The sequence below is a fragment of the Halanaerobium hydrogeniformans genome, assembly GCF_000166415.1.
Classification (GTDB): domain Bacteria; phylum Bacillota; class Halanaerobiia; order Halanaerobiales; family Halanaerobiaceae; genus Halanaerobium; species Halanaerobium hydrogeniformans.
The window spans coordinates 538,454-560,728 of the sequence record NC_014654.1 but is presented as its reverse complement, the minus strand read 5'-3'; the positions used below and the strand labels follow the sequence as shown (position 1 = coordinate 560,728).

The following is a 22,275-nucleotide window of genomic DNA, read 5'->3' as shown; positions in this document are numbered from 1 at the left end:
TATAGGTTATAGGTACCTGGTACCAAAGTACCTGGTACCTATTTATATTTTTTAACTTAGTTCTGCTTCTAGTTCTTCTATTTCATCTCTGATCTGAGCTGCGATTTCAAATTCTAGGTTACCTGCAGCTTCTTCCATTTCTTCTTCTAAATCTAAAATCAACTGGTGGATCTCTTTTCTGCTCATTTGAGCATAATTTTCTTTTCTTTCTTCTTCACTTTCACCAGCTTTACTTTTGTCATAATAGCGACTTTTATCTTCAGAGACAACCATTTCTACCGGTCTTAGCACATCACGAACAGGTTTTATAATCGTCTCTGGAGTTATATCATGTTCTTGATTATATTCAATTTGAATTTCTCGCCTCCGCCTGGTTTCATCTATGGCTTTACGCATTGAATCAGTTATTTTATCAGCATACATAATAACCTTACCACCAACATTACGGGCAGCCCTACCAATTGTCTGCACTAAGGCTCTTTCTGAACGCAGAAAGCCTTCTTTATCTGCATCGAGAATGGCAACTCTGGATACTTCAGGGAGATCTAATCCTTCTCGCAGTAGATTAATACCCACCAGAACATCGAACTCTCCCAGCCTGAGATCACGAATAATCTCAGATCTTTCAATTGTATCAATATCTGAGTGAAGATAACGAACTCTGATTCCAGCCTCTGCCAGATATTCTGTAAGATCTTCTGACATCTTTTTAGTTAAAGTTGTAACCAGAACCCTTTCTTCATCCTTAACAACCTGTCTTATCTCTTCCAATAAATTATCAATCTGACCTTTAGTAGGCCTCACATCGACCTCAGGATCAACCAGACCTGTCGGCCTAATTATCTGTTCTACAATCTGCTGGCTGTGTTTTTTCTCATAAGGGCCAGGTGTTGCAGATACATAAACCGCCTGAGGTACAACCTCCTGAAACTCTTCAAAATTTAATGGTCTATTGTCAAGAGCAGAAGGAAGCCGAAAACCATATTCAACAAGTTTTTCTTTACGAGAACGGTCCCCCGCAAACATCCCGCCAATTTGTGGAACAGTCATATGTGATTCATCAATGATCACCATAAAATCATCGGGAAAATAATCTAAGAGGGCCATCGGTCTTGAACCTTTTTCTCTACCTGCCAGATGGCGGGCATAATTTTCTATTCCTGAACAAAAACCCATCTGTTCAAGCATTTCTAAATCATAGCGGGTTCTCTGCTCAAGCCTTTGGGCTTCTACAAGTCTATTTTCAGATCTGAGCTCTTCTAATCGTTCTTCTAACTCAGCAGAAATTGTTTTGATAGCTCTTTTAACTTTATCCTCTGGTGTTACGAAGTGAGAAGCAGGATAAATTGTCATCTCATCAATTTCTGCCTGCACCTCTCCTGTTACAGTATTTATTCTAGTGATCCTTTCGATCTCATCACCGAAAAGTTCTACCCTGATCGCCACATCCCTGTAAGCAGGAAAAATATCAATCACATCTCCTTTAACCCTAAAATGGCCGCGGGAGGTATCCATATCATTGCGGCTGTACTGCATAAAAGTTAAACTTCTGGTAATCTCTTTCCGCTCCATTATTTTTCCCACCTTAATATGAAGCGAGAGATCAAGATAATCATCAGGTGAACCAAGTCCGTAAATACAGGAAACACTTGCCACAATTAACACATCTCTTCTCTCAAAAAGTGAAGTGGTAGCTGAAAGTCTAAGCTTCTCTATCTCCTCATTAACGGAAGCATCTTTTTCTATATAGGTATCAGTCTGGGGCACATAAGCTTCTGGTTGATAATAGTCATAATAACTGACAAAATACTCAACAGCATTCTCAGGAAAAAACTCTTTGAATTCACTGGTCAGCTGAGCTGCCAGTGTTTTATTATGGGCAATAACTAAGGTTGGCTTATTGACCTCTTCAACTAACCGGGCCATGGTAAATGTTTTACCTGTACCTGTTGCCCCAAGCAGGGTCTGATGTTTATAGCCTTTGTTTATTCCTCTAGCCAGATTTTTTATCGCCTCTGGCTGATCTCCTTTTGCTTCAAAAGGGGCTTTAAGTTTAAATTCTCCGTCTTTCACAAAATATCTCCCCCAATAGTTTGAATTAAATTTTAAACAATTATTTAAATCGTGAACAATCATTATACTTCAAATCATTGTTTTTTTCCGTAAGCTATTAACAAATTCAATTAAAAGTGAATGTATGTTTTGTCACTTTTCTATTATATCAATAATTATTACTAATTTAAAGTCCAATTTCAATGCTAATTTGCTATTTTTGCAAAAGAAAAAGAATCCAATTAAGGATTCTTAATCTTTAAAAATATAATATATTTTAAAATTCATCACCAATACTCAGGCTCATCATAATAATCATAAAGATCTTTTTCATACTCTCTATCAACTAGTTTTTCAGCATCATCTTCTTTGTATTTAGGGGCATTTTTAATTTCTTTTTTACTTTTCTTAATAAAAACCTGCTTTCTATCCCAGCTGATATGGCGAATCCATTCAGGGGCAATTATTACTTTTTTGGCAGGCAATATTTTACGAGTATCAATTAATAAATAACGGATCAGCCAATCTTCTTCATCGACAAATAGGTCTTTAACCTTAGCAAAACTCTTATCGACAGCCTGAATTTCATAACCACTTATCTCATTTAAACTTCTGAGATTCGAATCAAGTTCTTCCTCTTTTTCCTGTTTTTCTTCATCAGTCAGGGTTTCAAAATCAAATAATTTTTCTCTCATTTTTGTACCAGCTGGTATAGTAGGTACTCCACCCGGGGTAGAACTCGCCCAATAAAGGGGCCAGTCATAATATTTTACTACCTTTTCCTCCATTATTTTAGAAATCGGCTTATTTTTCTCCAGGCTGGGGCCATTTTCTAATTCTTCTGCCGTCATGGCTGTTTTAATTTCTTTTTTATTGTAATCAACAGCTTCAATTTCATCGGTAGAAATCAAGGTCTGTTCCTGTTTCAACCAGCCATCAGTTTCCAAAACTAAGTAGCGGAGCACAAAATGATCTTGATCAAAGTAAAAATCACTGGCCTTACCTAATTCTTTCTTTTTACCCTGAACCGTAAATCCTTTAAGGTCATTTAATTTCCTCAGCATAATTTATTCCTCCTTAAATCTTCTCCAGAGAATATAAGGGGTGAATCTGATCAGCTTTTAATTTGTGTTAATAGTATAGGAGATTGAGCCCAATAATTCAAGTAAATATTTACAAAAAAAGAAGACCCGCAAGTCTCCTAGTTATTGAATAGTCGATCTTTAATTTTTAAAGCAGTTTCACAAACAGCCAGCCCACCCTTTGAAGTTTCTTTTAATGAACCTGGCATCTGCTCTCCAATATCGGTCATGGCATTGATTACCTCATCAGCAGGAATAACACTTTCTATACCTGCCAGGGCTATCGAAGACGCAGTTAAAGCATGAGCTGCTGAAAAGGCGTTTCTTTTGACACAGGGTACTTCTACCAAACCTGCCACCGGATCACAAACAAGTCCCAGCATATTTTTTAAAGCCAGGGCAAAGGCATTAACCACCATTTTAGGAGTACCCCCCTTTAACTCAACAGCTGCCCCAGCTGCCATTGCAGCCGCTGCTCCACACTCAGCCTGACAGCCTCCTGCTGCCCCGGAAAGAGTAGCCTTTTTGGAGATAACATAGCCAAGTCCGGAAGCTGTAAATAGGGCCTGAATTACTTTATGATCATCAAGCTCCGATTCTTCAGCTAAGGCAACTACTACTGCAGGAACAATCCCACTTGCCCCGGCGGTTGGTCCGGCAATAATCTTACCCATCCCAGCATTTACCTCAGCCACTGCCAGAGCATAGGTAATCACCTTATTATAGAGCCCCAGACCCTGAGGAGAATTTTGATAGTATTTTTTCATCTTTAAGGCTTCATCACCAACCAGACCTCCACCTGTTTTGATCTTATTATTAGAGCCTCTCTTTATTGACTGCTGCATGACCTTTAAATTATCCACCATCATCTTTTCTATCTCGGCTCTGCTGAGTTCACTTTCTTCCATCTCCACCCGTAAAACTATTTCGGCGAGAGAAGTATTTTCTTTTTCAGCTAAATTTAAAAGTTCTTCTATTGTTCTATACTCCATCTGCTATCCCCCTTACAGTGCAGGCAGATATCTAAGTTGATAGATATCTTTGCACTTTTCTAATTCATCTAACACAGCCTGGGGAGGTTTTTGGTCTAATTCCAGAATCGAAGACCCTATGTCCCCTCTCCGATTCCTATAAACCTGCATAAAAGCAATGTTAATCTGATGTTTTCCTAAAACTGAGGTTATCAACGCAATTTCTCCCGGTCTATCCTTATGCCTGATCCAGAGAGTAGGCAGCCTACCAGTTAATTTAACCGCACTACCATTGATCTCCCTGACCTCTATGCTGCCTCCACCGATAGAGGAAGCCAGAACGGAAATAGATTTATCTGCTGCCTGATTATATAATTCAATTAAAGCTGTATTGGGATGAACATCTCTTAACTTGACTTCTTGAATTGAATAATCCATCCCGCTTTTTTCAGCCTGGCTAAAAGAGTCTCTGAGCCGCTCATCATCAGGCTTAAATCCTAAAAGCCCACCGATAATTGCCTTATCTGTACCATGACCAACAGCCGTATCAGCAAATGAACCATGGAGTTTAACAACAGCCTTATCTATTTTTTCTGCAAAAAGCAGGGCAGCCATCCTACCTATTCTGGCAGCACCTGCAGTATGAGAACTTGAAGGGCCGATCATCGCCGGCCCCATAATTTCAAATATACCCATTTATTTCAGCTCCTACTTATTCTCTTTCAGCTAAAATTCTCTGCATTTCTTCAATAGCTGCTTCCAGCTGATTATCAATTTCTTCAGCTGCAGCATCAGCATCAAACTCAACCTTAATATCAGGTTCGATACCTAATTCGTGGATATAATTATCTTTAGGAGTATAATACCTGGCAGTTGTTAAGCTAACTGCTGAACCATCCTGCAGAGGTATTACAGACTGAACTACTCCCTTACCAAAACTGGTTGTCCCCATAATAGTTGCTCTTTCGTAATCCTGAAAAGCTCCAGCAACTATTTCTGAGCCACTTGCAGATCCTCTATTGATCAATACAATCAAAGGAATCTCAGAGTCAGAGTTCATTTCCTGATTTACTTCAAGTATCCTTTCGGTTTCGTCTCTCTGTCTTACAGAAACAATATCACCCTCTTCTAAAAATACAGAGGCTACATCTATTGATTCAGAAAGAATACCACCCGGATTATTGCGCAGATCAAGAATTATTCCCTGAGCACCAGCCTCTTTTAATTCGGCCAATTCTTTTTCTATATCACTACCAACATTTTCTATGAACTGGGCCAGACTAATATATCCTATTTGATCTGTTTTCATTTCAGATTCTACATAGGGTACTTCAATATCCTCTCTTGTTAGCTCAACTTCGAAGGGATCTTCCTGACCTCTTTTAATCTTCAAAATAACATCTGTACCTTCTTCACCCCTCATTAAATCAGCTGCCTTCATCTGTGACATTTCTGAAGTATCCTGGCCATCAATCTCTTTAATCACATCACCAGACTGTAGGCCTGCCCTCTCTCCAGGAGTATTGTTGATCGGAGAAACAATTGTCAGCTCATTATCACGAGTTGTAATTACGATTCCAATTCCACCATATTTACCTTCATATTCCTCCTGCATTTCTTCGAATTCTTTGGGGGTCATAAAATATGAATAACGGTCAACCTTATTTAACATCCCCTCGATAGCACCTTCGATCAAAGTATCAAGCTCTACATCTTCTACATAATAGTTCTGCAGCAAAAACATTATATCCTGAAAAGCATTTGCCTTAGTATAATCTGATTCTTCCAGTGACTCTTCAGTTACAGGTTCATCCAGCTCTACTTCCTGGGCTGATAGTGTTCCACCCAGTATAGTTGCCATTAAAAACAGGGCCAGCATAAAAACAATAAATTTATTCTGATAAATTTCTCTTATTTTGCTTATCAATTTATCCACCTTCTTCCATTATTTTAAATCGATATTTTTTAAGGTCTATATTTTCTCAGCAATGTCTGCAAATCCTTCACCAATAACCTCATTAGCATTACTAATCACCACAAAGGCCTCTTTATCTATTTCAGCCACAATCTTTTTTAAACTTGATACCTCAGAACGGGAAATAATGGACATAAGTACACTTTTATCCCGACCGGTAAAACCACCTTCACCTTTGAATTTAGTTGTACCTCTATTTAACTCATTTACAATTTTTTTATTGATCTCTTCAGAGTGATCAGAAATTATCAACACCGCTTTTTTAATGTGTAAACCTTCCTGAACAACATCAATAGTTTGAGAGGTAATGAAAATGGTCACCGCTGCATAAAGAGCTGCCTCTAAGTTAAAAAATATTCCGGCAAGGATAACAACTATCCCATCAGCGATCAAAAGACCCTCCCCAACTGTAATCCCGGTAAAATAATTGATCAGGGTAGCAATCATATCTGTACCACCGGTTGTTCCCCGAGATCGAAAAACTATTCCCAGCCCGATTCCTGCCAGGACACCTCCATAAATAGAGGCAAGTAAAAGGTCATCTGTTAAAGCAACCACATTGGGTTGTAAAAGATCAGTAAAAAGAGAAAAAGTTATAATTCCATAAATTGTTTTCATCCCAAAGCCAGTGCCCATAATCTTCATACTTGCTAAAAAGATAGGGATATTTATCACCAGCATAGTAATCCCGATTGGAAAAGAAGTTAAATAATATATTACTGTTGCCAGCCCACTTATTCCACCAGCAGCAATTCTATTGGGTACTAAAAAAACAGTTAAAGCAACTGCAATTAAAAAACTTCCCACTGTCATCCCTATGTATTCTAGAATTTTCCTTTTGACCATCTGCTGCTCCCCCTGTTTTTATTTACTTATTTTCAGCAAATTTCTGCCTCTATTTTAGCATAGTCATTAATCATAATCTCAGTTTTTTAAAAAGCGTTTTTTTGTAACAAGATAAATAAATTTCGGCAGGGCCAGCATCCTTGCAAAACGCGATGGTTCCTGGATAAGCCTGTAAAACCATTCAAGACCAACTTTTTGCATCCAGAGTGGAGCCCGATTTACTTCACCTGCCAGTACATCAAAACTTCCCCCCACAGTTATGGCAACTTTGACCTTGAGCTTAGCCAGGTTGTTGGCCAGAAATCTTTCCTGAAGGGGAACTCCCATTCCTACTAAAAGAAGATCGATCTCCTTCGCATTTATCTCAGCTATTATTTCTTCCTGCAGCTCTTTATCTAAATAACCATGGTGATAACCGGCAATATTCAAATTTTTATATTTCTGCTTTAGATTTACCACTGCTCTATCAACGATCCCTGGTTTACTGCCCAAAAAATAGAAATTATAGTCTTCCTGCTCTAAATCTGAAAAAAGGTGATTGATCAAATCAAATCCTGCTACCCTTTCCGGTAATTTATCTCCCATTATCATTGAAGCCAGAACGACTCCAGCTCCATCTGCGGTTGCCAGTGCTGCAGAATTTAGTATCTCAGCAAGCTCCGAATCCTCTGCAGCCATAGCTATCATCTCAGAATTAGGAGTTACCACAAGTGAGGAATTGTCATCACCAAGCAAAGAACGAATTCTTGCTGTTGCCCCATCCAGATCAAGCTTATCAATCTTTACATTTAATATTGTTAAAAAATCTCTCAAAGTGAAACCTCCTCAAAAAGGAGTTCTAAAAATTCCTCGGCTTTAGCCTTTTTCTTAAGGGCAAAATCCCATAATTTTTTGCGGACCGTATAACGCTCAGAAAGCAGCTGCTCAAGTTTCTGCTCAACTTCTTCTGCCTTCAATCCCTCCAGTTTTAGTAAGGGTAAATAGTCTATAGGATCAATCAAACCTTCAATTTTAGGATCATAGCTTAAAGCAAGTGAGGGGATCTGATTTATCAAAGCAAAGATCAGGCTGTGAAGTCTAACCCCTAGGAAAAGATCAAGCAGTGAAAATTCTTTTAAGGCAGCTTCAGGCTCAGCTGCTAGATCAATTATTTCCCCGTCAGCATCTAACAGCTCCTTGAGCTCTTGAGAAGTTTTTTCATCAGAGCCTTTGTGCATCGGAAAAAGCTGATAACCCACCTTATATTTTTGAGCAAAACCATTAAGACCTTTAGCCAGCTCGTTCAGATAGCTTGTCGGCCAGGGGCGCACAGAAACCCCGATCTTAAGCTCTCCCTTGATCTTTTGTCTAACAACGTTTTCCCGCTTATAAAGTGCGAAAACCGGATCAACAGTCAGCTTTATGTCTTTTTTTAACCCGATATCTTTTAAAAGCTGTTGAGAAGCCTTATCCCTGACCCCAATAAAATCAAATCTATTTAAACTGAAAGCAGTTAATAATCGGCTCCGCTTTTTATTTAATGGACCTACTCCCTGGGCATAAAAGGCTGTTTTGCAATTCTGCAGCTTTGCCAGCCAGAAAAGACCAAGATAATATGGCACAGAGCCCGATCCTGTTATATCTTGAAGCAAACTTCCGCCTCCACTAATGAAAAGATCAGCTTCTTTTAGCAGAGCAAGAATTTTTGGAATTGATGTTCTACTGACAGCTTCTACACCATAACGTTGAGCACTCTGCTCTGGTGAAGCTGAAAGCACAGTTATTTTTAGTTCTTTATTCTTTTTTTTAAGCAGGGAGATTATCCCTGCCAGTATTGCTTCATCACCAAGATTATCAAATCCATAGTAACCTGAAATTACAATTTTATTCATTATCATAGCCCCAGTTTAGATATTCATCTAAATGATATTTTTTATAAAAATGCTGGATCAGCTGATAAAAAATCACGAAAATAGCTCCGATGATCAGACCAAGCCAATAGGAATGAAAGGTCCTTAAAAGTGAAATCATGATCGGAGTGTGCAGATGAGAAAAAGTATTAACAGTTGTAATAACTCCCACAGATGCTAATAAAAGCAGGGGATAAAAATATAGCTGATTTCTCTTTTTTCTGCCAAGCCAGAGGGCTAAAACTAAGAGAGGATGACCGATTAAAAATTCCTTAAAACGCGGCCTGACATAAAGTATTCTTTCGATCAAGCTGCGGAAGGTTAGTTCCCAGGCTGGTACAGGTAAAAGGGGGAAGTTCCCGGTTCTACCGATATAGACAATTGCTATTAGAGCTAAAATAGCAGCTAAAACAAGGTGTTTAACCTTAATTGCTGTTTCCAAAAACCTTGGAAGTTCCGTTTTCAGTTCGCTTTCTCCCAGTTTAAAAAGATAATAAAATGAAATTAAAATCAGGGGCATTAAAAAGGTCAGTTTAACTCCTCTAAATTTTTCAACCTGAAAAATAAAATCACTGCTATTTAAAGCTGTACTGATAAATATTCCCCCCAGCAGGGCTGTTAATACAGCAGCTGTAAACCGTTTTGTTATCTGCAGTAAAGCAGAAGTTCTACTCAGTTCTTCTCCACCTGGCTGATCATTTAACAAAAAAACCATAATAGCTAAAGTAGGAAAAATAATCGCAGCTCCTAAGGCTGTTATCTGTCTGAGTAAGACAATCTGGCCACCCTGGATTAAAACAAGGGAAGCGGCTGCTGAAATAAGGAAGAATATATTTAAAAACTTTTGATATTTAAATTTACTAAAATAATTTAGCATTAAAATACCGGCTGCTGTTACACCAAGCAGAGCTAAAAGTAGTTTATAAAGTGAGCCGGTAAAATAGGGGCTGGCTTCAGCTCCCGAGATTCTGTAACCTGCTCTTTCTAAATCAGTAGTTAATGAAGTGAGAAGATTTAAATTCCTCTCAAAAAGATTAGTACCTTCTAAATAAGGGCGGTGAAGAATCACCTTTACATTTCGCTCTCTGATGGATCTTAAATAACGGTCTACTATCAGCTGAGGAGAAGCTTTTTCGACCTCATCCTGCTGCATACTGTGAGTTCTTAAAAGATTATAATTATTGAGCTCTGCTAATTCTCTGGAGCCCGCCTGATTGACTATAAATGGTTCTACAAAAGCAAAGCTGATCTGCTGTTCCTGCATTACCCTGGCAGTAGAAACCAGCTCAGCAGGAAAACCGCTCACCTCTTCTCCAGAAAAAAGGATCAGTTTAGGGTTAATAAGCTGCAGATTTTTCTCCAAAGCAGCTGCTGCATTAACCTTGTTTCCACTTCTGTAAACAACCTCAAGGCCTGCCTCTCTGGCAGCTTCGAGGTGTTGATTATTAAAGGCAAGGTTCAGCTCAAGCAAACTTTCACTCCAGTTGGGAAAATATAGAAAACTGTAATCGCCAGCCTTAAATATTTCAGCGGCAAAGTCTTCATTTAAATGTGAGCCAAGATTTTCTACCTGGGTTGTCAGACTATCAGAAAGAAGAACGAAGAGAGCTCCTCCACTTAAAGTGTTGTTTTCAATTCCCTCAGCTGCCAGTTCAGACCGCAGTTCACTATCAAGCATGGCCAGATCAATATTTTTCAGCCTTCTTAAACTGCCGATCTCAATTAAATCTTCGATGCTCTGCTGATAAACCGCCAGAGCACTTACTCCATTCTCTTTCAACTCAGATAATTTAAGTTCTGGAAGCAGGGATTTTAATTCCTGATATCCCTCACCATCCAGAACTATCTCTACCTGATCGGTCTGATCTATATCTCTTATTCTACCGCTTAAAGAAAATCCGGCAGCAATAACTGTAATTAAAATTATGGCGATTAATAGCTTTTTCAAGTAATTCACCTATTTCATTTATTGTCTTGATTTATATTTTAAATATTCCTCGATAAATTCATCCAGATATCCATCTAAAACCTTATCCACATTACCTTCTTCAAAATCTGTCCGATGATCTTTAATCATATTATAGGGATGGAGAACATAGGAGCGGATCTGGCTCCCCCAGGCAATTTCTTTGTGTTCCCCTCTTAAATCTTCAATTTTTTCAGCCTGAGCCTCTTCTTTTAATTCCAGCAGTTTGGAACTAAGAATTTTCATCGCTACATTTTTGTTTTTATGCTGGGAGCGCTGGCTCTGACACTGAACAACAACCCCTGTGGGCTGATGGGTTATCCGAACAGCCGAATCAGTTTTATTAACATGCTGACCACCGGCACCACTAGCTCGATAGGTTTCTATTCTTAAATCATTTTCATCAATATCTACCTCAAGCTCATCATCAAGCTCAGGTAAAACATCAACCGAGGCAAAAGATGTGTGTCTTCTTCCAGATGAATCGAAGGGAGAAATTCTGACCAGCCGGTGAACCCCTCTTTCTCCTTTGAGATAACCGAAGGCATAGTCACCAGATATCAGCAGGGTAACACTCTTGACCCCTGCTTCATCACCAGCAGAAAACTCCAGTGTTTCCAGTTGATAACCACTACTTTCAGCCCAGCGTCTGTACATCCTGAGCAGCATCTCTGCCCAATCTTGAGATTCAGTACCACCGGCTCCCGGATGAATAGAGAGAATCGCATTATGGTCATCATATGGTTCATTTAAACGCAGTTTTAGCTCTAAGTTATCCAGTTTTTTTTCCAGTTGAGAAAAACTTTGTTCCAGTTCTTCTCTTAGGTTTTCACCTTCCTCGGCAGCTAATTGCTGATAGATCTCTATTTCATCAAATTTCTCTTCCAGTTCAGAAATCACCTTAAGCCTTTTTTTCAATTTATCTAAACGCTGAGATTTGTGGCGAGCATTTTCTTTATCATCCCAGAAACCACTCTGGGCCATTTCTTTTTCTATCGCTGCTTTTTCAGATTCCAGTTCATCCTTGTCAAAGTAAATCACTCAAATCCTTAAACCTGGATTTTAGATCTTCTAATCTATCTTCAAAGCTATCTGCCATAGTTATCATCTCCCACAACATTTTTTATATTTCTTACCACTGCCACAGGGACAGGGATCATTACGTCCTGGTTCTTCTTCTTTAACGATTGTCTGCTGACCGACACTGCCATCCCCACCTCTGCTGGCCTGGGCTGAACTTGAACCCGCTGCTTTATTGCCGCTAAGGGCTGCATCAGGTGAAGAATAATTAAGCTGTGCCTGATTGAATTTTTCTCTGTCCACTTCTTTTTCTTCTCTTACTTCGACTTTAAAGGTAGTTTCTACTATATCTTCTCTGATCGAAGCTGTTAATTCATTGAACATATCAAATGATTCGAATTTATATTCTGTCAGGGGATCTTTTTGCCCATAGGCTCTAAGTCCAATTCCCTGTCTTAATTCATCCATATTATCAAGATGGCTCATCCATTTTCTGTCAATAACCCGTAAAGCCAGGAATTTAATAATCCTGTCAAAACGCTCTGTATCTACTTTTTCTCTTTTTTCCTGATAGGAAGCCAGAGAATTGATGATGATCTTTTCTTTTATTTCTTCCCTGGATTTACCAACTAAATTAGTTGCTTCAACTCCTTTAGCAAGACCGTTTCCGTGCAGATATTCCAGCATCCCTTCTAAATCCCATTCATCAGGGTGAAGGTCATCTGACATAAACATCTCCAGTACATCATCAACTAATTGTTTGAGCATTCCATTGATTTTTTCCTGCAGCTCATCTGTTTCTAAAAGCTTGCGTCTTTGAGCATAAATAACTTCCCTCTGTTTATTTAGGATATCATCATATTCCAGAATAGCTTTTCTGGTATCAAAGTTGCGTGATTCTACCTTCTGTTGAGCTCTTTCTATGGAGTTGGTGATCAACTTGTGTTCTACAGGCTGATCTTCATCAACACCGATTTTATCAAGCAGACCATTAATTTTATCTGAGCCAAAGAGACGTAATAGATCATCTTCTAAAGAAACATAGAACTGAGATGAGCCTGGATCTCCCTGTCTTCCAGAACGGCCACGAAGCTGGTTATCGATTCTACGGCTTTCGTGTCTTTCTGTACCTAAGACATGCAGTCCACCAAGTTCTTTAACTCCTTCACCTAGTACGATATCTGTACCACGACCGGCCATATTAGTAGCGATGGTGACACTTTTTTTCTGGCCCGCATCTTTGATGATCTCTGCCTCACGTTCATGGTTTTTAGCATTTAAAACCTGATGGGGAATATGCTCCCTTTTTAAAGCTCTACTTAAAGTCTCTGAGTTTTCTATATCAGCTGTACCGACCAGTACAGGCTGTCCTTTTTCATAAAGTCTTTTGATCTCTTTAATTACCGCATTATATTTGGCCTCTTTTGAAGTAAAGACCAGATCCGGCATATTATCTCTTACCAGAGGCTTGTTGGTAGGAATTACCACTACCGGCATATCATATATTTTGATAAACTCTTCTTCTTCGGTTTCAGCTGTACCCGTCATACCGGCCAGCTTATCATACATTCTAAAATAGTTCTGCAGGGTAATTTTAGCAAAGGTCTGACTTCCTTTTTGAACTTCTACCCCTTCTTTAGCCTCTATAGCCTGATGAAGACCCTCACTATAGCGGCGACCTTCCATTACCCGACCGGTAAATTCGTCAACTATTTTTACCATTCCATCTTTAACAATATAGTCGCGGTCTTTTTTCATTAAGGTATGGGCTTTTAAAGCCTGATTGAGCTGATGGTTCAATTTGAAATTTTCTTCTGAATAAAGGTTATCTATATTTAGCTTTGATTCTACCTTTTTAACACCTTCTTCGGTCAGGGTCACCAGCTTGTTTTTCTCATCCATTTCATAGTGTTCATCCTTTTTTAAATAGGGGATTACCCGGTTGAATTTCCGGTAATCTGAACTTTTTTCCTGGACCGGACCAGAAATAATAAGTGGGGTTCTGGCCTCATCGATTAAAATACTGTCTACCTCATCTAAAATCGCATAATGGTGTTCGCGCTGTACTAAGTCTTCTTCCTTATATGACATGTTATCCCTGAGATAATCAAAACCGAATTCATTATTTGTACCATAGGTGATATCACACTGATAGGCTTCCCGCCTTTCAGCAGGTGACATTCCACTTAAAATAACTCCGACCGACATCCCTAAAAAACGATAAATCTGGCCCATCCATTCACTATCTCTTTCGGCCAGGTAATCATTAACCGTTACAACATGAACTCCCTTTTCTGTAAGGGCATTTAAATAAACTGCCAGAGTTGCAGCAAGAGTTTTACCTTCACCGGTTTTCATTTCTGCAATTTTTCCCTGGTGAAGTACGATTCCACCGATCAACTGAACATCATAATGACGGAATTTTTCCTTGGTTGAGCGTTGAGCTGCCTCTCTTACGACTGCAAATGCTTCTGTTAAAAGATCGTCTAAAGTCTCACCTTCTGCAAGTCTATTTTTAAACTCATCTGTTTTCGCCTTCAATTCTTCATCTGAAAGTGCCTGCATTTCTGGTTCTAATTCATTAATTTCATCAACAATTGGTTGTAATTTTTCTAATTCTACCTCATTCTTATCTTTAAACAAGTTCTTGAGGAACTTAATCATTGAATTTCCTCCTATTAAAGTTTTATCACAGTTTAATATTCCTGCAATCAAAGTAATTATACCATCTTAAGGGTCAAAACTCAATCAATCTGGCCCAGGCTTTGATTAGAATTAAATTAAATATTCAAAAAAAATTATAGGTACCAGGTACCTATAATTTGCAGACTTTGTTTCTTCCGTTTTCTTTGGCTTGATATAGTGCGTCATCTGCTCTTTTAAGCAGAGAGTCAATATCATCTTCTGCTTCTAATTCCACAACACCAAAACTACAGCTTATACTAGCTACTTTTTCTGTTTCTATTTTGCTGACTTCTTTTCGCAAACGCTCAGCAAGCTGATAGGATTTTTCTAAACTGGTTTCAGGATTGATGATCATAAACTCATCTCCCCCATAGCGGGCCAGAGAATCTATTTTTCTAATCTGATCTTTTATCATTTTAGTCACCTTTATTAAAATCTCATCACCGACCTGATGACCGTAATTGTCATTGATTTCTTTAAAACAGTCTATATCATACATGATAAGGGAAAGATCATTATCATATCTTCGACTTCTGTAAATCTCTTTTTCTAAGATGTTTATAAATTTAGAGCGATTATAAATACCCAGCATATCATCGGTTTCAGAAATCTTGGTTATTTTAGCTACCTTATTCTCTAAGTCAGTTATGACCTCATTAGAAGTATCCTTAACAACTTTATAAAAAGCTAAAGCAATTAATAATAAAAGAATAGAAAATGAAGCAATAATCCTAGTGGAAAGATTATTTACCCTCTCATAAAGTTGAGATTTGGACATTTCAGCCTGTAAATAATAATCTGTGTCCAAAATTCTTCTGTGATCTCTAATTGTTTCATTAGTAATAAAACCCGGATTTTCTAGTTCGCTTTTTTCAACTATCACACATTCAAAACCCTGCCGATTTATTTCTTCCATCAAATCTTTTAAATTAAATAATACAATATCATTGCCCAATTTCTGATTATCATCACAAAAAATCGGAGAATTAACAAGCACCAGACACTGATCTCTAATTACAGTTAGTTCAGTTTCCTGGCTGTCATAATTGAAATACCCAGTATAACTAGAAAAATCCTTATCTCCCCAGGCCGTGACAAGCTCTCCTTCTGTAATTCTAAAAGCAGCCATAACATTATCCAGAACACCTGCTCCATCTGCATACTTATCTTCTGTATAATCCTGCAGTTCCTTAAAAGTGACCTCTCCATCTCGATAAGCTAATAATTCATTTTTAATCATTGTCCTGCTTGATAAGCTTTCTGTACCTTCTTTAAATCTGCTGAATTTATTTTCAACATTGAGCTCAATAATCGACACAGAGTTTTTGAAATTCTCATCTAAACTGGATTCCAGCTCACTTTTAAGGGGCTGAAAGACAAAAAAGTAGAAAAAGAAAATAAGCATAATTATTATAATGACCGTTAGATATTTAATTTTGTTAAAAATATTTTTCTTCATTAATATCAACTTCTCTCGATAAGGTATCATTATAATTATAAACAATCAGAACAGCTTTGTAAAAAGAAAAACTTCCCTTAAAAGTATTATTTTTCTAAAGGAAGTTTTAGCTTAAAGGTTGAATTCCTGACCTTCTTCCAGCAAATTAAAATGCTTGCTTTTAACATATTCAAACTTATTAGCATCTAAATCTAGTATTCTATTAGTATGATTAAAGTGGGTAAAATAAATTTTTGATCTCTCAGCTTTATTTAAATCAGAAAATAATTTAATCGTCTCTATTATTGGAGGATGAGGAACTTCTTTTAAATCTCTTCCCCTCAGTTCACCCAGCTCTTTTTTATCGAAAAAAGTACCATCTAAAAACACATAATCTACTTCAGCAAGAATTTCTCTAAATTTTCTCTCAAAGCCCTGCCAGCTATCGAGATCAGGCAGATAGAAAAAAGCTTTTTCTTGAGTATTAACTATAAAAGCTGCCGTATCTGCATATTCATTTCTATGCTTTATTTCTACTGCTTTAAATCTAATCTCTTTTGTTAAATTATATTCTTTTTCAAATTCAAAAACTTCAGCTTTGATATTCCCATTTTTAAATAAGTCTGACCAGGGAGCATTATTCTTTAAGAAATCAAACATTTTTTGGCTTAAATATACCGGTAATTGAGAGGTGTTTAATGCTTCTTTTCCTAGATAAAGTAGACCTAGATAGTGACCTAGGTGGGCATGGCTAAGTAAGATTCCGCTTAAGTGATCAACACTATAATTTTTTTTACGAACAAGTTCATTTAAATTATCTAATTGCTCAGAAAAAGCAGGACTTGCATCAAAAACAAAGGATTTCTGCTCTTTTTTATCGATTAGGGCCAGAGAACTCTGCAGCCTTTTTAATGAAGCATCAGTCCTTGCAGCCTGGCAGTGAGAACACTGACAATTAAGCTGAGGATGACCAGCATCCTGGGCAGTTCCTAAAACTTTAATTAAAGCTCTATCAACCAACCATCTCACTCCCTTTTAAATCTGCTTCACTTTCTCCTTCAGCCATGGTAAAACCTGTAATACTATATAAAACATTAATTAAAATAACCAGGATCGGGAAAAACAAATAGGGGATAAAGGCTGATGGATCAACATCCAGCATATTAGCAGCAAAAACTGCCGGTACACTCCAGGGGACAAGGGTAATTCCAACAGTACCTGCAGCTTCAACAGCTCTACTTAAATTTTTAGTATGGAGATTAAACTCTTTATATGATTCTTTAAACAAACTCCCAGGTATAATTATGGCTAAAATCTGGGCTCCTGTACTAAAACCAATTAATATACTTGAAAAAATCGCACTTAAACCAAGCATCTTCTGATTTTTTATCAATGAAATAAATTTATTTAAAATTGCATCCAGAATTCCTGCTTCCCTCATTATACCTCCAAGTGCAGTTGCAGTGATCAACAATATTATAGTACTTCCCATAGAAGTGATCCCACCTCTACTTAATAAATTATCGATCATCGGCTGTCCTGAATCAATACTGTAACCAAAACTAAAGGCCTCAAATATCTCCCTTAAAGTTGAACCCTGAAAAATAAAAGCAAATAATCCACCGATAAATGAAACCGAGACTAGAGCTGGTAAGGCAGGAACTTTCTTTAAGGCAAGTACTATTGTTAAAATAGGTACCAAAATTAAAATTGGTGTTATATTAAAAATTCCTTCTAAGCCCTGAATTAAACTGGCGATCTCTTCAGTTCCAGCTGAAGCACTAACCAGCTGATTTATCCCAACAAAATAGTATAAAACAAGGGAGATTAAAAAAGCTGGTATGGTATCCCAGAGCATATGTTGAATATGTTCAAAAAGTTCGCACCCCACGATAGCTGGTGCTATGTTTGTTGTATCAGATAATGGAGAAATTTTATCTCCAAAAAAAGCTCCAGAAATTATAGCAGCTGCAGTAACTGCAGATGCAAATCCCATCCCATTACCAACCGCCATTAAGGCAATACCAACTGTGGCGATTGAAGTAAATGAAGTCCCTGTACTGGTAGAAACTACAGCAGTTATTAAAGCTGCTAGAGGTAAAAATATAGCCGGATTAATAATCTGTAAGCCATAATATATTAAGGCTGGTATGATACCACTTAAAATCCAGGTCCCAATAATAGAACCAACAATAATCAAAATAAAAACCGGCTGTAATGCCTGGCTGACCCCATTTTTAAGTCCGTTTTCAAGTTCGTTCCAGCTTTTCCCATAATACATTCCCAGTAATGCAGCTGCAACTACACCACTTATTAAAGGAATCAACATCCCGACTTCCCAGACAAAAACCGATAAAGCTCCAGCTAAAAGTAGCACAAAAACCGGCAGTAAAGCCATTTGAAATGAAATTTCTCTGGTGTTTTTAGTAGTCATTTTTATTATCTCTCCTTGATTTATCTCTGTTTTATTTAAAGCTATGATTTAATATATTTACACAAAAAAACGTCCTAATATTATGGACGTTCAAGAAAATTATATCTCAGTAGAAGAAGTTTTGTCAAGAAAATGATTAGCTGGGAGATTAATCAAGAAAGTAATCCTTATCCTCTTCTAAATTTCGCATGGTATCAACATATTTTTTCTCTATCTTAAAATATTCTCCCCGCTGTCTTTCTTTAAAAATACTGCTCTGCTTAAAGCTGACATACTGATCTTCAGCCAATTTATAGATTCGCATTAGATTCCACTGCCAGTCAAAAGGTATTCCTTCCTCCTGTTCAAAAATAAGTTCAGATTCTAAGATCTCTGTTAGCTCATAGTTTGTATGGTTAAAAGCCTTAACCTTTTCATCACTGTTATAGGTGGTGAAGTTATCGATTTTTTCTTTGTTCTCAGCCAATATTTTTTCGAATTCTTGATAAGCTGCCGGCTTTTCTTCAGCATGAAAAATAGCCTTAGCATAATTATAGCGATAAAAATCCAGCATTATCCTCATTTTTAAATAAATATACTCTTTAAGTTCTGAATATCTTCCCTTAACTTTTTGAACGGCATAATGTTCTGCCTGATCTCCATTATTATCTGAACTTAGAAAAAACAGATCACCTATAACAACCTCTTTTTTATAATCATTTGAGTTTAACTCTTTCTTCTGCTCTTTATCTCCCAAAATCGCAGTTAAAAATATCTTCTCCCCCTTTATCTTTTCAACCTCATATAGATTATTATTTGCTAAAATATCCATTTTTACCACTCCTCTTTACATCACTTTATGTACCAGGTACCAAAACTCTAATCCTTGAGCTGCCGGCAAGTTCAACTACAGATCAAAGTTATTGGTACCAGGTACCTACTCAGGTACCTACTATATTAGCTGACTTTTGCGTTTTCTGAATAGCCGGCTGCTTTCAGCTGGTTTAAATTTTCAATTATAACAACCAAACTTTGGGCTGCAGATTCCACACCAAGACTGCGATAATAGTCTTTGTTTTCCTTCAGGATATCACTTTTAGCATGCTGTCTAATTGCACTGCAGAGATCTTTAAGTCCAGTATGAAGTTCAATCAGCTCTGAAACCAATTCAGGTGCCAAATACTCAGAATACTTCATATTTAATATCTCCCAAAAGTCTTCTGCTTTCTCATCAAAATAATCATAATTTTCTTGATTGAAGAAATCATTTTCTTTGATTTTAATAATGAGCTCATCTTTGTCCAGCTCATCCATTTCAGCCAAAAAGTCTGCTCTTTCTTTGCTGAGAGCTTCTATCTTTTCATTAAATGAAACTTGAGAATCTAGATCTGGCTCAAACTTAAAGACTCGTGTTGCAATTCCATCTCTCAATCTGTTAACATTCCGACTGATTAAATAATCAATATCTTTATGAACCAGCTTCCAGAGCTTGTTTTTAGATCTCACAAGCAGAGTGTCAATAATAAAGAGGGTGAAAGCAACACCAATCAGTTCTGAAAAAAGATTAAGAGAAAGATCAGGACTATATACCCTCAACCGCCAGATAACAAAAAAACTAAAAAGAACTGTTAATAGAACAATAATCGGTATGTCAGACTTAGTCAACATTTTCTTTTCTAATTTCTCTTTTAAACTCTTCTCTTTAGCCATTTAAATCAGCTCCTTTTAATGATTAGTACCTGGTACTAAAAGTTAAATCCTTGAGCTGCCGCTAAGCTTAACTACAGATCAAAGTTATTGGTACCTGGTACCAATAACAACATTATAATAAATAGCCCTGTCAATAAATAAAGAAAGATCTCAATTAAGCTATAATAACTGCTGTAAAAAGAATCTTTTTCACTTAAAGTTATGTTTAAGTTATGATAATTGCTGTTTAACTCTGTTTTTTGATAAAGACCAGAAGCCTCAACTTTGCCGCTAAAAGCAAGGTTACCGGCCTTAACAAGTGGTCTTCTGCTTTCTACAGCCCTCAATACTGCTGAATTCCACATCAAGTTTTTTAAAGCTAAACTGTTATCAAACCAGGCTTCATTTGACTGATTAATTAAAAAGTCAACTTCCTGCATTTCTGAGTAAAGAAGATCAGTGTAAAGAACCTCTGAACAGATTAATGTCTGCCAGCTTAAACCATCATCAGAAAAGATTCTTATTTCTTCTCCAGCTTCCAGGGAAGAAAATTGATACGAAGTTATGGTATTCAATAAATTCTGCAGAGGATATATTTCACCAAAATAAACCAGCCTAGTTTTATTATACCTATCCAGTATTTCACCCTCAGCTGAAATGAGAAAAGAACTGTTAAGCCTATTTTCATAATCAGAATGGGAGGCCAGTGAAGCAAGCTGAATTTTGGTCTCAAACTCTTCTGCAACAGATTTTAATAAATCACTTCCGCGTCGATGCCGATAAAAATCAAAAGTTAAACTGCTTTCAGGAGTAATTACAACCCTGCTTTGTTCTGAATAATCGGCCGCATCCAACAAAAAATCAATATCTGAACCCTGATCTTCAGCCTCCCATTTCTCGTCCTGGCTAAGATTAGTAATTATCGTTGTCAGCTGAATCTGATCTGCAAAGTCATTAAACTGTCTTAGTCTAAACTGCCCATAGCCAAAAATTAATAAAAAAATCAAGACAAAGAGAAAAAAATCTTTTAACTTACGCTCAAAAATTACTCTGTAGAGCAATCCACTGAGAAAAACCAGGACAAAGCTCAGAAGCCAGAATCCACCAATATCTGCCAGCTGAATAAAGCTTGAAAACTCCGCTTGAGTAGGAGCAAGATAAGCAATCGGGAAAAAGTAAAGCAGCCTGAATCTTAAAAAAACAAAAACTAGCCAGGCTAAAGCAAAATAAAAAGGATTAATTTTAGCCTTAAAAATACTAAAGTAAGCTTTGAAAAAGAGTCCAAAGATCAATCCCAATCCTGCAAATACTATAAGCAGCATTAAAATGATGATCATAATATTTAATTCTGTATATATTTTGACTGGATTTACTAAAAAGAATGCTGCAGCTGTGAGATAAACAAAGCCAAACAACCAGCCTTTAAAAAACACCCTGCTTCGATGATTATCAAAAACATAAAATAATGGTATAAAACCCAACCAGACAGAAAAATATAGCCCTGGAAAATAATTGGGAATATTTAATAAAAGTGCAGATATTATTAAAAGCAAATAACTCATCGAATTACCCCTATCTAAAAAGTATTAATCGATCCTGATCATCAATTCCACATTACCTTCAGCAGTATAACCTTCTTCTCCTTCTGCTAAATTAAAGCTGGCCCGATCACTTTTTATCCAGTCACCATCTTCTTCAATTTCTACATTACCGCTTAACAAAAGGATCTCTGTCTGACCATCATAATCTGCCCTATCTCCCCTAAAATTCTGGCCCTCATAATCTATCTCAACATCTTTTTCTGCTGTAAAAGAATTATCACTCCCAAATAGTTTGAGATACTGACTTGTTAAGACTAAAATATCTTTTTCTGCAGATAGCCGATAATTTAAAAGGACTGTTTCTTCGAATATATATTCTTCTTCATTTAAGAATGCATTTAAAAAACTCGCTGTTACAATACCATCTGGATATTCTGCCCTGATATCATCTTCTAAAAAAATCCGCTGTTCTGAACGAAAAAGATCTCCAGTAAGGGCTGTTATCAGGGTGTCAGCTTTTCTGATTCTTACTCCACCGCTTAAAATGGTCTTTTCTTCTTGATAGCTCAGACTTTCTGCATTGATATACACACTCTGACTTTCTCTAGGCTCAACCACTTCTTCAGCCCCAATTGAAAGTGAAAAAATAACTAGAATAATTAAAATATATAAAACCCTTTTGCTTTGATGCAATTATGGCACCTCCTA

18 protein-coding genes are annotated in these 22,275 nt (G+C 37.2%); all 18 read right to left on the bottom strand.

The features are described 5' to 3' along the window. Nucleotides 1-51: 51 nt before the first annotated feature. Nucleotides 52-2,073, bottom strand: coding sequence for an excinuclease ABC subunit UvrB (gene uvrB, locus HALSA_RS02455; protein ID WP_013405060.1), 2,022 nt, complete (start codon nt 2,071-2,073; stop codon nt 52-54). Nucleotides 2,074-2,339: 266 nt separating this feature from the next. Then, nucleotides 2,340-3,116 (bottom strand): PRC-barrel domain-containing protein, encoded by a 777-nt coding sequence (locus HALSA_RS02450; RefSeq protein ID WP_013405059.1) that lies wholly within the window; start codon nt 3,114-3,116, stop codon nt 2,340-2,342. Nucleotides 3,117-3,253: 137 nt separating this feature from the next. After that, entirely contained in the window at nt 3,254-4,126 is an 873-nt protein-coding gene (gene sdaAA / locus HALSA_RS02445) for an L-serine ammonia-lyase, iron-sulfur-dependent, subunit alpha (protein WP_013405058.1), read from the bottom strand. A 12-nt stretch (nt 4,127-4,138) separates the two neighbouring features. After that, nucleotides 4,139-4,801: an L-serine ammonia-lyase, iron-sulfur-dependent subunit beta gene (gene sdaAB, locus HALSA_RS02440; RefSeq protein ID WP_013405057.1), complete on the bottom strand. Its 663-nt coding sequence runs from the start codon at nt 4,799-4,801 to the stop codon at nt 4,139-4,141. A 16-nt stretch (nt 4,802-4,817) separates the two neighbouring features. Beyond that, nucleotides 4,818-6,041, bottom strand: a complete 1,224-nt coding sequence (locus HALSA_RS02435; RefSeq protein WP_420795044.1) for a S41 family peptidase — start codon at nt 6,039-6,041, stop codon at nt 4,818-4,820. Between the two features lie 36 nt (nt 6,042-6,077). Next, entirely contained in the window at nt 6,078-6,926 is an 849-nt protein-coding gene (locus tag HALSA_RS02430) for a YitT family protein (protein ID WP_013405055.1), read from the bottom strand. 78 nt (nt 6,927-7,004) lie between these two features. Then, a complete protein-coding gene (locus tag HALSA_RS02425; RefSeq protein ID WP_013405054.1) occupies nt 7,005-7,739 on the bottom strand; it encodes a WecB/TagA/CpsF family glycosyltransferase in 735 nt (244 codons plus the stop codon). Beyond that, complete coding sequence (gene csaB / locus HALSA_RS02420; protein WP_013405053.1) at nt 7,736-8,797, bottom strand: polysaccharide pyruvyl transferase CsaB; 1,062 nt, start codon at nt 8,795-8,797, stop codon at nt 7,736-7,738. The genes HALSA_RS02425 and csaB overlap by 4 nt, the downstream gene beginning before the upstream one ends. Beyond that, entirely contained in the window at nt 8,790-10,772 is a 1,983-nt protein-coding gene (locus HALSA_RS02415) for a DUF5693 family protein (RefSeq protein WP_238524771.1), read from the bottom strand. Before HALSA_RS02415 ends, csaB begins: the two co-directional genes overlap by 8 nt. A 9-nt stretch (nt 10,773-10,781) precedes the next feature. Continuing rightward, nucleotides 10,782-11,880 (bottom strand): peptide chain release factor 2 gene (gene prfB / locus HALSA_RS02410; protein WP_238524770.1). Its coding sequence is split into 2 segments (ribosomal slippage): nt 10,782-11,810 and nt 11,812-11,880, totalling 1,098 coding nucleotides; the frame shifts between segments, so codons are not numbered across the junction. Nucleotides 11,881-11,885: 5 nt separating this feature from the next. After that, nucleotides 11,886-14,465, bottom strand: coding sequence for a preprotein translocase subunit SecA (secA, locus tag HALSA_RS02405; RefSeq protein WP_013405050.1), 2,580 nt, complete (start codon nt 14,463-14,465; stop codon nt 11,886-11,888). Between the two features lie 151 nt (nt 14,466-14,616). After that, complete coding sequence (locus tag HALSA_RS12340; RefSeq protein WP_013405049.1) at nt 14,617-15,945, bottom strand: GGDEF domain-containing protein; 1,329 nt, start codon at nt 15,943-15,945, stop codon at nt 14,617-14,619. Nucleotides 15,946-16,056: 111 nt separating this feature from the next. Further along, a complete protein-coding gene (locus HALSA_RS02395) occupies nt 16,057-16,953 on the bottom strand; it encodes an MBL fold metallo-hydrolase (protein WP_420795043.1) in 897 nt (298 codons plus the stop codon). After that, on the bottom strand, nt 16,937-18,358 hold the full coding sequence (nhaC, locus tag HALSA_RS02390) for a Na+/H+ antiporter NhaC (protein WP_013405047.1): 1,422 nt from the start codon (nt 18,356-18,358) through the stop codon (nt 16,937-16,939). Before nhaC ends, HALSA_RS02395 begins: the two co-directional genes overlap by 17 nt. Before the next feature lie 148 nt (nt 18,359-18,506). Beyond that, the gene (locus HALSA_RS02385) at nt 18,507-19,169 is read right to left on the bottom strand and encodes a hypothetical protein (RefSeq protein WP_013405046.1); all 663 of its coding nucleotides are present in this window, start codon (nt 19,167-19,169) and stop codon (nt 18,507-18,509) included. Nucleotides 19,170-19,294: 125 nt separating this feature from the next. After that, nucleotides 19,295-20,047, bottom strand: a complete 753-nt coding sequence (locus HALSA_RS02380; protein ID WP_013405045.1) for a hypothetical protein — start codon at nt 20,045-20,047, stop codon at nt 19,295-19,297. Between the two features lie 71 nt (nt 20,048-20,118). Further along, nucleotides 20,119-21,588 (bottom strand): apolipoprotein N-acyltransferase, encoded by a 1,470-nt coding sequence (gene lnt / locus HALSA_RS02375; RefSeq protein ID WP_013405044.1) that lies wholly within the window; start codon nt 21,586-21,588, stop codon nt 20,119-20,121. Between the two features lie 24 nt (nt 21,589-21,612). Continuing rightward, nucleotides 21,613-22,260 (bottom strand): LptA/OstA family protein, encoded by a 648-nt coding sequence (locus HALSA_RS02370; RefSeq protein ID WP_013405043.1) that lies wholly within the window; start codon nt 22,258-22,260, stop codon nt 21,613-21,615. Nucleotides 22,261-22,275: the final 15 nt, after the last annotated feature.